The sequence below is a fragment of the Kitasatospora sp. NPDC032150 genome, from assembly GCF_055579945.1.
Genome location: NZ_JBVIMH010000038.1, coordinates 57,651 through 70,835 on the forward strand (window position 1 = coordinate 57,651; position 13,185 = coordinate 70,835).

General features: G+C 71.7%; 9 protein-coding genes and 1 rRNA gene. 1 reads left to right on the forward strand and 9 read right to left on the reverse strand.

The features are described 5' to 3' along the window. Positions 1-49 precede the first annotated feature (49 nt). Positions 50-949: a LysR family transcriptional regulator gene (locus ACZ5ON_RS30790; RefSeq protein ID WP_465599569.1), complete on the forward strand. Its 900-nt coding sequence runs from the start codon at positions 50-52 to the stop codon at positions 947-949. A 39-nt stretch (positions 950-988) separates the two neighbouring features. Here the strand turns inward: ACZ5ON_RS30790 and ACZ5ON_RS30795 are convergent, their stop codons facing one another. From ACZ5ON_RS30795 to rrf, 9 genes are all read right to left on the reverse strand, one after another. Then, positions 989-1,741: a ZIP family metal transporter gene (locus tag ACZ5ON_RS30795; protein WP_465599589.1), complete on the reverse strand. Its 753-nt coding sequence runs from the start codon at positions 1,739-1,741 to the stop codon at positions 989-991. Between the two features lie 299 nt (positions 1,742-2,040). Next, positions 2,041-3,645 carry a restriction endonuclease gene (locus ACZ5ON_RS30800; RefSeq protein WP_465599571.1) on the reverse strand — a complete coding sequence of 535 codons (1,605 nt, stop codon included), beginning with the start codon at positions 3,643-3,645 and terminating at the stop codon, positions 2,041-2,043. A 318-nt stretch (positions 3,646-3,963) separates the two neighbouring features. Then, entirely contained in the window at positions 3,964-5,991 is a 2,028-nt protein-coding gene (locus ACZ5ON_RS30805; protein WP_465599573.1) for a hypothetical protein, read from the reverse strand. 422 nt (positions 5,992-6,413) lie between these two features. After that, complete coding sequence (locus ACZ5ON_RS30810; protein ID WP_465599575.1) at positions 6,414-7,061, reverse strand: YigZ family protein; 648 nt, start codon at positions 7,059-7,061, stop codon at positions 6,414-6,416. Positions 7,062-7,317: 256 nt separating this feature from the next. Next, positions 7,318-8,604: a DUF6986 family protein gene (locus ACZ5ON_RS30815; protein WP_465599577.1), complete on the reverse strand. Its 1,287-nt coding sequence runs from the start codon at positions 8,602-8,604 to the stop codon at positions 7,318-7,320. Between the two features lie 287 nt (positions 8,605-8,891). Next, positions 8,892-10,676 carry a DUF2637 domain-containing protein gene (locus tag ACZ5ON_RS30820; RefSeq protein WP_465599579.1) on the reverse strand — a complete coding sequence of 595 codons (1,785 nt, stop codon included), beginning with the start codon at positions 10,674-10,676 and terminating at the stop codon, positions 8,892-8,894. A 192-nt stretch (positions 10,677-10,868) separates the two neighbouring features. Next, positions 10,869-11,522, reverse strand: a complete 654-nt coding sequence (locus tag ACZ5ON_RS30825; protein ID WP_465599581.1) for a response regulator transcription factor — start codon at positions 11,520-11,522, stop codon at positions 10,869-10,871. Next, positions 11,474-12,901, reverse strand: coding sequence for a sensor histidine kinase (locus tag ACZ5ON_RS30830; RefSeq protein WP_465599583.1), 1,428 nt, complete (start codon positions 12,899-12,901; stop codon positions 11,474-11,476). Before ACZ5ON_RS30830 ends, ACZ5ON_RS30825 begins: the two co-directional genes overlap by 49 nt. A gap of 191 nt (positions 12,902-13,092) precedes the next feature. Beyond that, a 5S ribosomal RNA gene (rrf, locus tag ACZ5ON_RS30835) occupies positions 13,093-13,185 on the reverse strand; the annotation flags it as partial.

Here is a 13,185-nt window from a genome sequence, read left to right on the forward strand (position 1 = left end):
GCTTCGACGGCCGGCCCGCGACCGGGGCCTCGCGCTCTAACATCACCGCATGCTGGATCTAGGAAGGCTCCGAGCCCTGCACGCGGTCGCGGTGCACGGCTCGGTGGGCGGCGCGGCCGCCGCACTCGGCTTCACACCCTCGGCGGTCTCCCAACAGATCGCCAAGCTGGAACGGGAGACCCGGACCACCCTGCTGGAGCGCCAGGGCCGGGGCGTGGTCCTCACCGACGCCGCCCGGCGGCTGGCCGGAACCGCCGAGCAGGTCCTCGCCCTGGTCGAACAGGCTGAGGTGACGCTGGAGGAGCAACGCGGTCGGCCCTTCGGGCGGCTGATGGTCGCGGCCTTCGCGACCGGCGCGCGCGGCCTGCTCCCGGGCGCACTCGCCGAGTTGCGCGCGAGCTGCCCCGACCTGGACGTACGCCTTCTGGAGGCCGATCCGTACCCGGCGGCGGACTTGGTGGCCCGTGGCGAGGTGGACCTGGCACTGGTCCAGGACTGGCCGACGATGCCGCTCCCGGTCCACGAGGGGCTCTCCCGGATGGACCTCGGCGACGACCCGGTGGACCTGCTGCTGCACACCGGCCACGCGCTGGCCGGGCTGGCCGTGGTGCCGGTCTCCCGGCTACTCGGGCAACGCTGGATCAGCGTGCCGCCCGGGAACATCTGCCACGACTGGCTGGTTCGGACCATGCGCGAGGCGGGCGACGAACCCGATGTGCGCTACCAGGTCGGCGAGTTCGAGACGCAGATCGCGCTGATCGCGGCCGGGCTGGGGGTGGGACTGGTGCCGCGCCTCGGCCGCGGGCCGCTGCCGCCCGAGGTGGTGGCCCGTCCGGTCGTCCCCGAACCCGCCCGGCGGGTCTTCGTCCTCTGGCGGACCCAGACCTCCCGGCGGCCGGCGATCACCGCCGCGCTGGCGGCGATGCGCGACCACTGGGCGACACGGTGACGGCGGGCCGCCCGGGCCGGACCGACGCCCCGACGGCGGTCAGTCCGCGTAGCCGACGACCAGCCACATGAAGCCCACGCCCAGCAGCGTGCAGAGCAGGGTCGTGCGCGAGGGGTGCGGGCTGTGCGCCTCCGGGAGGATGTCCGAGGTCGCCAGGTAGAGCAGGAACCCGGCGAAGAAACCCAGGTAGAGGCCGAGCGTGTGCTCCGGGATGGCGAACAGCAGCGTGATGGCGGCCCCGGTGACCGGCGCCAGCGCGTCCGCGGCGAGCAGCGCCACCGCCCGCACCCGGTTGTTCCCGTACATCCTGGTGACGGTGTAGGTGTTGAAGCCGTCCGCGAAGTCGTGGGCCACCACCGCGACGGCCACCGCCGTACCCACCGAGCCGCCGGCCTGGAACGCGGCACCGATCGCGAAACCGTCCAGCAGACTGTGCCCGACCAGCGCACCGGCGGCCGCGAGTCCGACGCCCTGGCGGGCGCCGTGCGCGTGGCCCTGCCCATGGGTGTGGGCCGCGTACTCCCCCTCGTGCCCCCGGTGGATGGCCACCGCGCGCTCCACGACGTGGATCGCCAGGAAGCCGGCAGCGAACATCAGCAGCGCCTGCGGTACCCCGTGGAGCTCCTGGGGCGTGGAGTTCAGCGCCTCGGGCAGCAGGTCGAAGGCCACCACCCCGAGCATCAGGCCGGCCGCGAAGCCGAGCACCAGATGCCGTCGGTCGCCGGTCCGCTGGGCGACCATGCCGCCGATCAGGGTCGTCAGGAAGGCGCCGGCAGCGACGAGTACGGCGATCATCCCGTTCACTTCCCCGGGATCGAGGGCAGTCCGGCGGTGGCCCGGCCGGGCTGCCGTTCGTGATGGCCGGGCGGCTGCGCTGACCGCTGCCCACGGGCGAAGCCGGCCCGGCCGGGCCCGGTCGCGCCGGACCCTGCGCCAAGCCTGCCGTCGTCCGCGCACCCCGGCGCGTCGGAGAACCCGTCAGGGTGACTGCGCACGGTGGCCGCCCCCCGACGGCTCCCGGGCCATCCGCGATCGGCCGGGTACGCGGCCGGCTCGCCGAGCTCCGCCCCGAGGCCACCGGCCCGCCTGCCTTACGTGAGCGGCAGTCCGAGGTGCGTCTGGGCCAACTCCCGTACGCCGTCGCCGTCCACCAGGTGGATCTGCTGGTACGGCGCGGTGCCTGCGAGGTCGAGCGCCGCCTCGGAGAAGCGGCCGCTGGTGAGCCGCAGGCCGCGGTCGGCTCCCTCCTCCCGGACCGCCTCCACCAGCGTCCTGAGCTCCTCCGCCGCCACCGGTTCCGACCCCCGGGAGGCCCAGACCACCCAGCGACCGGGCAGTGCGCTGCCCGGTGCACCCTCCCCGGTGGCGACCAGCCCACCCGCGCCGCGCAGCCGTATGCTCCAGTCGGCCAACCCGCCCCGGGTGAACAACTCACGCACTAGGTAGGCGAATTCGTTCGGCGAGAGCTCGTCCGTCGAAGGCACGGCGGAACCGGCGCAGCCAATGGGATCGACCGCGGCGAGCGCATACGGAGCGGGACTGACCGCGGCAGCCAGGTCACGCAGCCGGACCAGCGCCTCGTCCTGCTCGGCATCCGCGTAGACGCCCTCGCCGTATCCGGCGCCGTAGCCGTGCTCCACCGCCTGCTCCGGCTCCGCACCGGCCGGGTCCGGCGGGAGCAGCCGGGTACGGGCCAGGGCGTCGCGGTCGGCGTCGACGCTCAGCAGGCAGAGCGGCTCACCGGTGGGCGTCTTGCGCAGCCAACCGTTGAGGACCACTCCGGCCAGTATCTCGTCGGTGTCCACCGCGTCCGCCGCTTGGAGCGCGCGCAGCGCGAGGCGGGCGGCCAGCCGCAGGTAGTCCGCCGCCCGGTCGGCCGACGGACGGGGCACCGGCTCGATCTCGCCGGCCGAGGTCAGCCGGTAGCCCGACAGCGAGGGCACCCGGTCCAGCGGAGGCAGGTCGAGGTCCAGCACTGCGGTCCGGGTGAGCGGCCGGAACACCGCCCGGCAGGGTGCGGGCAGGTCCTGGGTGGCGCCCTCGGCCGCGGCGAGGGCCCGCTCCAACAGCGACTCCACGGCGGCCGGTTCGGCCAGCCGGTAGGCCCGACGGCACTCCTCCAGCGTCTCGTTGTACTCGCGGACGGCCCGCGCTCGTGCCTGCTCGGCCTGCTCGTGCGCCACCCTGGCCGCCAACGCGCCGGAGTCGGCGGCCTCGGCCCGACGGGCGCGCCACTCGCGCAGATCGCGCTGGTGGCGCAGCCGGGCCTGAGCCAGTTCACGCTGATAGCCGGAGTCCAGCAGACGGCGGGACGGAGGCTCGTCCGGGCCGGTGGCGGGCGGCTCGGCCGGGACGTAGTCCCCCCAGCGCGGCTCGGTGTCGTCGGCCTCGTCCAACTCCCCGGACTGGAAAGGGCGTGGCTCGTAACTGCGCAGCTGGCTCTCGAAGTCCATGGCGGAGACCGGGAGCGCTGCTCGGCGCAGCAGGTCGGCGAGGCGCTCGTGCTCGGCCTGGACGGTGAGCGTCCGGTGGTGGGTCAGGGCGGCTGCGCGGGCGTGCGCGGCCACCGCCTCCTCCTCCGGTGAAGCCTCGTGTTCGGGCACGTCTGCTCCCAGATCGCGGAAGACCGAGGCCAGGAAGCCGGGTTGGAGGACCGTGGCACTACCGTCCGGCTGGCCCTCGGGTGAGTTCCGCATCGACCGTCGTTCCCCCATGCTCGTGCGCCCGGGCCTGCCCACGCCCCTTGACCCGCCGCGCTGCCCGCCGCCCGGACGTGCCGGTCGGCGCTGCCTGCCCAGCGGCGGTTCCTGTGTCGGGTCGGCTGGTGCCGGCCGGGGGCCGCGTGGTGACGGCCCCTGGGCAGCATTGTCCACCGTTCGGGCGCTCGGGTCAGCCAAGCTCTTCAGTTGGTGGGGTACCGGCCTCCTATCTGGACAGGTGTCCGGTTGCACCAACCGGAGCCGGCCGGACGGATCCGGCCGGAGCCATGGCGTCGCCGGGCCGCTGCCGCGGCCTCAGTTCGTCCTGGTGTTGGTGAGGTGGAGTCCGATGTAGCCGACGTAAATCCGACCGCTGCCCGAACAGTCGTCCAGATAGTGCAGTCGGGGAGCCGTCCGGCCGCCGCCGATCCGCAGATGCGCGCCCATGAACGCGCGCCTGGAGGTGTCCACGCACTCCGGCACGGGGAGCATCCGCTCGCGCTTCCACTTGGTGTGGCTCTCGACCGTGCGCGACTCCCCGCGCACCGCCTTGCGCGGCGGAAAGCGGTGGCAGCCGGGCGGCGTGTGCTCGCACCACTGTTTGAAGTCGCCATGGGCCTCACCGCGCACGGCCGCCGCCGCGTACTCCTGAAGGGCCGTCAGCCCGTACCAGGCGAGTCGCGCCCAACCGGCCCCGTCGGACTGGCCGTCCAACGCTAGCGCCTCCTTCTGGTCCCCGGTGAACTCCACCAGCGAGAACTCCCCGAATCGTCCCACGAGTTCACTGAAAGTGGCGGGTGCCGCGTCCAGGTACCGGCCGACCTCCAGGTCCGCAGCCCGCACCCGGACGAGCTGGTCCGGGGCGGTGACCGCGCACAGCCTCCCGCCCGGCGTCACCACCCGCGCCTGCACCGCCGCCCGCCGGAGTGCGCCGTACTGCTCCTCGGCCTCGCTCGAGTGCTCCCACCGCTGGTGGCTGTGCGGGCTGCGGCCGAACAGCTGCAGTTGCAGCTCCTCGGCGCAGTGGTGGGCCACTACCTCGGCCGCTGCGGGCGACTCGGCCGGGCCGGAGCGGCGGGGCTGCGGCGGCTGTCGTAGCTGCTGCGACTGTGGTGGCTGCTGTATTTGTGCCTGTTGTGCCTGTTGTGCCTGTTGTGCCTGCCGAGTGTCGCGGGTCTGCTGAGCCGGCACGGCAGACTCCGGGCGGGCGGCCTTCTTCGCCTCGATGGGGACCTGCAGCGGCGGCACCACACGCAGCAGGGGCACCGGGGGAAGCTCTGCAGCCAGCCTGCGGGGCTCACGGGCGAGCAGTGCGGCCGCGCGCCGGATGTCCTCCTCGATGCGCTGCCGGGCCAACACCGGGTGGCGGCTACCGTCCCCTCGGGACGCCGGGTCGACCTCGGGCAGATAGGTGCGGACCGCACCGCCGTACACCTTGTGGTACTCCAACGCGACGTTGAACAGCGGGAGGGCCGCGTGATCCAGCACGTAGGACACGGCCAGACCGGTCAGTTGGCGCATCAGTGGCTCGACCGTACCGACGAACCAGTCGTCGACCGGGACGCCGGAGGGGATGCTGGCGACCACGGTGGGGAGGCGGCGCTCGGGGTCGCACAGCTCGTCGATCAGGGCGTCGAGGCCGGCCGGGGTGATCAGCCGGGCCGACGGACCGACGATGGCCGGTCCGTCCGTCGCATCGAGCAGCGGAAGAAGCCTGCGGGCCAGCTCGGGGATCTGGGCCCGGCCCACCGTCCTCACCCCGGGGCCGGAGGCCAGGTGCTCGGCCTCCAGGCGGACCCAGGTTCGGGGGGTACCCAGGTCCTCGGAGTCGGATGTGGTGGCAGCAGTGAACGGAGTGGCGGTGGCTATGGTGAGGGTCAGTTGGTGCGTGCCGTGCGGAGCAGGGGTACGGAGGCGGCGACGGGCGTAGTGGCCGATGGTCGGGCTCTCCCCCGGGGGCTCGGGTGGCTCCGGCGCCGCCCTGTGCGGCGGGAGGACGGCAGAGTGTGGCGGATCCGCCAGGAGTGCCCGGTCGGCCCGGACGGCCCGGACGGACGCGGGAGCCCGTAGCGGGCCGAAGTCCCGGTCCAGCAGGACCCGTTCACCAAGGCGGAGGCGTTCGGTGGACGACGGCGGGTCGACCACCCAGGGCGCTTCCGCCCTCGGCGGGGGCTCCTCGCAGCCTTCCTCCTTCAGCCAGGCCGCCAACTGCTGGTCCGCCAGGGCGACCGTCTCCTGGTATGGCCGAGGAGTGGTTACCGTCATCCGATAGGGCACGGCATGGCCGAACTGGCCGGGCGGATCGGACGTTTGGCCCTTGGACGGGGTGTGCTCCGGAGTCATGCGCGGTACCTCCAGTGGTGCGGTGGTGGGGTCTGAAATCCTCCATCGATGATTCGGTCTACGGAATCCGCCGGGCCCGGCGCCGGGGAGCGGATCCTTGCTCTGGGCAACGCCATCGCCGGTAGCGGAAGTTCCAACTCCTGGCATTGTTAATTCGTTCGAGTGTCATGCGGTCTTCGTGCGCACGTCACAAGACCGGAAAGTGCGAGCGCCCGGGGTCATCCGTGCTCAAGCCCCCCACCGGGAAGCGGGTTCGGGGGCGACGGCGCGGGCCGACACCGGGCCGCACAAAGGAGCAGGCCAAGCCGCACGCCGGAGCGGGATCCCGGGGCTGCGGCCTCCGACCAGGGCGCCCGCTTCGAATCCGCTGCCCGGGCGGCGGATTCGATGGCGGTCCCGGGCGGCTGTCCGGGACCCCGTTCTCAGACCGGGACTTCGACGAATGTCCGCCCGGACTCCACCGCCTCGGCTACGCCCCCGGTCACCTCCGCGAGCCAGGCGTGAAACGCCGTCAGCTCAGGCTCGGGCACTCCGACCTCGATCCGCACCCCGGCCGCCTCGTAAGCAAGGTCGCGCACCACGTAACCAGCCGCCCGCAGATCGTTCTCCAGTCGGCCCGCCCGGGTGTGGTCCACCGCCACCGCGAGCAGCAGCACCGGACGGCGCTCAAGCAGCCCGACCGAGTCGATCGCCTCGGAAACCGCGCTCCCGTACGCCCGCACCAGGCCACCCGCGCCGAGTTTGATCCCGCCGAAGTACCGCGTCACCACGGCGACCGTGTCGGTCAGCCCACGTCTGCGCAGGACCTCCAGCATCGGCACCCCGGCCGTACCGCCTGGCTCGCCGTCGTCGCTGGACCGCTCGCGCGGCTGCTCGCCGCCCACCACGAATGCCGTGCAGTTGTGCCGGGCGTCCCAGTACTGCTTCCGGATACCGGCGATGAAAGCCTGCGCCTCGTCCTCGTCGGTGACCCGAGCGAGGTGGCAGATGAACCGGGACTTCTTGATCTCGATCTCATGGGTGCCGGAGTGCCGGATGGTCAGGTACGGCTTCGGGCTCGGCTCCGACATGGCGGGGTGGATCTCCGTGGCTGGAAAGGGCGGAGAGCCGGCGGCTCTCTGGTCGACCCCGCCAGCTTAACCACCGGGCGGCACCGGTCCTGGACGCTACCGGGCGGGACCGGTCCTGGACGCTACCGGGCGGGACCGGTCCGGGGTGCCGTCGGACGGGACGGCCGCGGAACCGAGCGGGCCAGTCGCGGAAGCGAACGGGCGGGAACGGCCGCAGGACGGGCGGACGGACCCACCCCCTGCGCCGCCCCGGAGGTCAGCGCCCCGCGAGCCGGTCCAACTGCTCGCGGTCGAGGCCCGTCAGCTCGGCGACCTCCGCCAGGTCCACCGCTCCGCAGTCCAGGCCGCGCAGCACGTAGCCGCTGAGCGCCCTGGCCGTGGCGGGCTCGTCCATCACGTCACCGCCGGTCTTCGCGACGTACGCCGCGATCCGGGCGGCTGCGGCTGCCAGACCCTCTCGGTAGAAGGCGTACACGGCGGCGTAGCGGGTCGGCAGGTGGGCCGGGTGCATGTCCCAGCCCTGGTAGTAGGCGCGGGCCAGCGAGCGCCGGACCAGGTCGTGGTGCAGCTTCCAGGCCGCGTGCACCTGCTCCGTCGAACCGGCAGGGATCACATTGGTGGAACCGTCCGACAGACGCACCCCAGTACCGGCGGCAGCAACCTGCATCACGGCCTTCGCATGGTCGGCCACCGGGTGGTCCATGCTCTGGTACGCGGCACCGACCCCACATGCGGCGCTGTAGTCGAAAGTGCCGTAGTGCAGGCCGGTGGCCCGTCCCTCGGCCGCGTCGATCATCCGGGCGACGGTGGCCCGGCCGTCCGAGCCCACGATGGCCTGGGTGGTCTCGATCTGGACCTCGAAGCCGATCCGCTTCGCCGGGAGCCCGGTCCGCCGCTCGAAGTCGTCCAGCAGGCGCACCAGCGCGGTGACCTGTTCCGCGTACGTCACCTTGGGCAGGGTGAGCACCAGTCCCTTCGGCAGACCGCCCTCGGCGAGCAGCGTGGCGAGGAAGAGTTCCAGGGTGCGGATGCCCCGGTCCCGGACCGCCGCCTCCATCGACTTGGCCCGGATCCCGATGTACGGCGGCACGGTCTCGTCCGCGACGACGGCGGCGACCAGCCGCGCGGCCCGGACGGCGGCTGCGTCCTCCTCCGCATCGGGACGCGGGCCGTACCCGTCCTCGAAGTCGATCCGCAGGTCCTCGATCGGCTCGCGCTCCAACTTGGCGCGTACCCGGCCGTGCACGTCGGCGAGCAGCTCGTCGGCGGGGACACCGAGCGCGGCGGCCAGCTCGGCCGGGGTGGCGGCGTGGGTGTCAAAGGCCAGCAGCGCCTCACGGCCCCAGGTCCGCACGGTGTCGGCGGCGAAGGCGTCGGCCGGCACGTACACCGTGTGGACCGGCTGTCGAGTGCTCGGCTCACCCGGGTAGCGGCGGGCCAGCTCGGCGTCGACCGGCGCGAGCAGGGCCTCCACGGCGGCTCGGGCGGCGGTCGAGAACGAAGCACCCCCAGACTTGCTGCCGTCCACCTCGGGCTGCGACATCGGCGCTCCTCCACCTGCAGACGTTCAACATTTTGTTGACGTGAAGGTAGTGGCAGGGCACGCGGGCGTCAACGGCCGCCGGAAAGCCGGACGGCGGCCGCGCGTGGTGCGCGGCCGCCGTCGATCGCGGGCCTGCTGTGTGATGCCGCCGTCACGCGACCGGCCCCGCCGGTGGTTTCGTCCCGGGCCCCGCCGGTGGTTTCGTCCCGGCCTTCGGGGTGCGTCTGCTCCGGTTCTCGCGCCGGCCTGCGTGGCGGCCGCTGCGACAACCGTCACGACGCCCTTCCTCAGTCCCGGCCGGAGGCGACGTACCGGTCCTGGAGCTGGTGCCAGATCCTGTCGACCTCGGCCTGGTTGACCGAACCGTCCGGGCGCGAGCCGACCAGCCCGAACTCGTCGGACAGGTACTGCGCGAACCGCTTCGGCTGCGGGTGGTGGCCGTACTGGTCGATGTAGCCGATCAGTGCCTCGAAGCAGACATCGAGGTCGAGCGGCGTGGCCGCGGGACGGCGGTCCTGCTCCTCCTGCTCGGTCACGGGTGGGGTCTCGGGCGCGGTGTCGGACATCGCTTCGGCCCCTGCCGCCTTGGTCATCTCGGCCGCCGCTCCGGTCGCGCGCGCGACCGACTGGGCGTCAGTCATCGGCGCCTGAAGGGAAGTCGGCTGGTCTGAGGGCACGGTCACGGGCAGACCGGTCTCGGTGACGGCATCGGGCACCAGCTGCTCCAGCCGGACCGGTCGCGGCCCCCGCGGCCCCGGTGTGCCCTGGGCAACAGGGCCGTTGGCAACCGGGTGCTGCGGGCCGGCCGGCTGCGCGGCAGTCGGCCGAACCGCCGCCGCGGCGGCTCCCGAGCCGACTCCCGCCACGGCTGCCAGCGGCACCTCGACCACCGGATCCGTCTCCTGGGGCGCCGGCCGAGGGTCACGCGGGGGCTTGAACCACGGCGACGTCTGCCCGGGCATCCTCGCCCCGTTGGCCGCCCCGCCCTGCTTCGCATTCGTCGGGACGACGCGCGCGGCCCAGACGTTCAGCTCAGACTGAACCGGGGCCGGGACCGCCTCCTCGCCCGCCGGGTCATTGGCGTCGCGCAACCGCACGGCTGCGAGCTTCGCCAGGGTGGGCACCGCAACCGCCGCCGACACCGCTGCGCCTGGCACCGGGGGTTCCTGTCCCTCCGCGACCTGGGCAGCCGCTGCCGCCGTACCTGCGAACGCACCCGTGGCCCGGGCGACGGCCGCCTGAACCGCAGCCGCCTGCGCCTGTGCTTGCGCCTCCGCGGGATCGGCGTATGCGGTGGCCGGGTGCCCTGCCTCGAGCTGTCCGACACCGGCGTGCGCGGTCTGGACCGGCTGGGGGGCAGCCCCGGACTGGGCCGCCGACTTGGCCGGGCCGAGCGGGCCGTCGATCCGGTCCAGAATGCTCGGGTCGAGCGGGACACCGTACTTCGCCAGCTTCAGCGGCAGCAGCGCTTGGAAAGGTGCCGAACGCCGCCAGCCGCGCCCGTAACGGAACCGAAGCTGTGCCCGGTACACCAGTCGGTTCTGCTCCAGTCGGACGGTCTCGTCGTACGAACGCAGCTCCCAGAGCTTCATCCGCCGCCAGAGGCGGAAGGTCGGTACTGGAGAGAGCACCCAGCGCATCAGCCGGACCGACTCCATGTGCCGGTCCGCAGTGATCGCCGCGATCCGACCGACGGCGTGCCGGGACGCCTCGACCACCACCACGAACAGCACCGGGATGACCGCGTGCATCGCCATCCCGAGCGCGTCACCCCAGGAGGCCGCCGCGTTGAAGGCGATGGTGGCACCGGTCAGCAGCCAGGCGGTCTGACGTAGGAGCGGGAAGGGTATTCGGAGCCAGGTCAGCACCAGATCGAGCGCCAGCAGGACGACGATCCCGGCATCCACGCCGATCGGAAAGGCATACGCGAACGCGCCGAAGCCTTTCTCCATCGCCAGCTCGCGCACCGCGTTGTACGAACCCGCAAACCCGATGCCCGAGATCACGCAGGCGCCGGCCGCGACCACGCCGAGCAGAGCACGGTGGGCGCGGGTAAGGGATGGACGTGCCATTCGTTAATCAACCCCTGGGACTCGGCTGCTGCCGTGCGTGACTGTCGCTGCCGGATCCACACTCATCATCGGGTACGGGATCACTGCACGGGTACGGGATCGCCGCACGACCGACCGTCTCGGCCAACCGGATACTACTCGGAAGCGCGTTCCGACCACGGCCTGCCTCTGCTCGGACCAGGATTTGAGCGCCTACGAAGGAGCACCGTTGAGGTGTGCCAAGACCGCCAGGACACGGCGATTGGCGTCATCCGCAGGGGCCAGTTCCAACTTCGTGAAGATATTGGCAATGTGCTTGGCCACCGCGCCGTCACTGATGCTCAACCTGGCCGAAATCGCGGAGTTGGAACAGCCTTCCGCCATCAACTCCAGCACCTCCCGCTCCCTCGGCGAAAGTCGCTGGAGCGGCTCCGAACGGGCCCGGCTCTGCAGCAACTTGGCGATCACATCCGGGTCCATCGCCGTACCCCCGGCCGCCACCCGCCGGACAGCATCGATGAACTGACCGGCATTGAACACCCGGTCCTTCAGCAGGTACCCGATCCCACCGGAGCCGTCCGCCAACAGCTCGCGTGCGTAGAGTTGTTGGACGTGCTGCGAGAGGACCAGTACGGGCAGGCCGGGTATCTGCCGTCGGGCGGTCAGCGCCGCCTGGAGCCCCTCGTCAGTGAGCGTCGGCGGCAGCCTGACGTCCACCACCGCGACGTCAGGCCGGTGTTCGAGCAGAGCCGCCAGCAACTCCGGTCCCGTCTCGACCGCCGCCGCGATCGTGAAGCCATGCGCCTCCAGCAGCCGGGTCAGGCCTTCTCGGAGGAGGTAGAGGTCCTCTGCGAGGACAACACGCACGGCAACTCCATGGTGATCGTGGTTGGACCGCCCGGCGGGCTGCTGAGCGACATGACTCCGTCGAAGGTACCCAACCGCTTCTCGATTCCGCGCAGCCCGCTTCCACGCCCCGGATCAACTCCGCCGTACCCATCATCCGTCACAGTGATCCGCAGGTGACCGGCCCGGAACAGGATGTCCACCCAGACCTGCTGAGCGCCGGAGTGCTTGGCCGCATTGGCCATCAGCTCACTGACGCAGAAGTACGCCGTGGCTTCGACCGACGCCTCCGGCCGGGCCGGCAGACTCACCGTCACCTCCGTGTTCTGCGCGCTGTCCAGGGCAAGCGCCCGCACCGCGTCGCCGAGCCCACGCTCCGCCAGCACCGGCGGATGGATACCGCGCACCAGATCGCGTAGCTCCTGCAAGGCCTTGGCCGAGGCCTGGCGGGCATCCGCCAGCAACTGCCGTGCGGCCACCGGGTCCGTCTCCATCAGGTGCTCGATCGTGCCGAGCGTCATCCCGATCGCCACCAGTCGTGCCTGCGCCCCGTCGTGCAGATCCCGCTCGATCCTGCGAAGCTCCGCCGCCTGGCTGCCAACCGCATCGGCCCGCGAGGTGGTGAGGTGCTCCACCCGCCTGGTCAGCCTGGCCTTGTCCCAGCCGTTCGTCGACTCCGGATCGAGCATCCGCTGCATCCACGGCCCGTACAGCCGAATCGCATGCGGTGCTGCCAGCAGACCGCCGGCCGCGGCAGCCAGACCCACCGCGGCGACTGCCATGTCCCCCAGGACAGCCTGGAGCGAATAGACGGTTGATGGGTTGAAGTCGCCGTAAGCGGCCGCCAATTGGACAATAGCCGTGATCACCCCGACCAACAGCAACCCCAGGCAGGGCACTGTCAGGACCAGGGCCGCCGCCGCATTCGCTGGCAGCCACTTGAAGTCACGCCAGGTCTGCGGATCCGTCGCCACCGTTCGTACAGAGAGGGCCAACTCGGCCGTCCTCCTGTCCCGGTGGTAGGAATGTCCCGTCCACCAGTGGCCCCGCTCGTCCTGCGTCGGGCTCGGGGTCGCCACATAGCGTTGCGGAATTCGCATGCCGAACCACGACTCCGCCCGGTACCGCGACCAGCGGGTGTTCAGCCTGCTGACCCACACCAGCCCCACCGGCCAAGCAAGCAGGGCCAGGAAGGCGATCGGCAGGTCGGCCCGCGTGTCGGCCGACTCCGCGAACATCCCGCGAAGTGAAAGCACTGCCCAAATCAGCAGCGCGAACGACACCACCCCGGCCTGAAACACCAGTTGCAGACATCGAAGCTGCGCATGCAGCCCCTCCCCTGCCCGCTCCCGCCCCACGCCCGTCCACCTGACGACCGTCGGCATGCTCTGACTCGCCATCCGGACCCCTCCGCTCGTTCTGTGCGCTTCGGGTATCAGTCTCACCAGGCCTCCCTGCCGGTGCACTGGCCCCTGGGCCCGACTTTGGGGTGGACCTAGCACCACCCCCAGCCATCGTTACGAAAATAGAGAAAATAAAAAGCCGTAGCCCCCAGTCAAAGAATGACTGGGGGCTACGGCTATCAAAATTTGTTCGGCGGCGTCCTACTCTCCCACAGGGTCCCCCCTGCAGTACCATCGGCGCTGTGAGGCTTAGCTTCCGGGTTCGGAATGTAACCGGGCGT

Excerpts from the sequence above, each read along its gene's own strand:
- ACZ5ON_RS30815 (WP_465599577.1), bottom strand. The coding sequence starts at position 8,604 with ATGTCGCAGCCCGAGGTGGACGGCAGCAAGTCTGGGGGTGCTTCGTTC.
- ACZ5ON_RS30810 (WP_465599575.1), bottom strand. The coding sequence starts at position 7,061 with ATGTCGGAGCCGAGCCCGAAGCCGTACCTGACCATCCGGCACTCCGGC.
- ACZ5ON_RS30790 (WP_465599569.1), top strand. The coding sequence starts at position 50 with ATGCTGGATCTAGGAAGGCTCCGAGCCCTGCACGCGGTCGCGGTGCAC.
- ACZ5ON_RS30820 (WP_465599579.1), bottom strand. The coding sequence starts at position 10,676 with ATGGCACGTCCATCCCTTACCCGCGCCCACCGTGCTCTGCTCGGCGTG.
- ACZ5ON_RS30830 (WP_465599583.1), bottom strand. The coding sequence starts at position 12,901 with ATGGCGAGTCAGAGCATGCCGACGGTCGTCAGGTGGACGGGCGTGGGG.
- ACZ5ON_RS30805 (WP_465599573.1), bottom strand. The coding sequence starts at position 5,991 with ATGACTCCGGAGCACACCCCGTCCAAGGGCCAAACGTCCGATCCGCCC.
- ACZ5ON_RS30800 (WP_465599571.1), bottom strand. The coding sequence starts at position 3,645 with ATGCGGAACTCACCCGAGGGCCAGCCGGACGGTAGTGCCACGGTCCTC.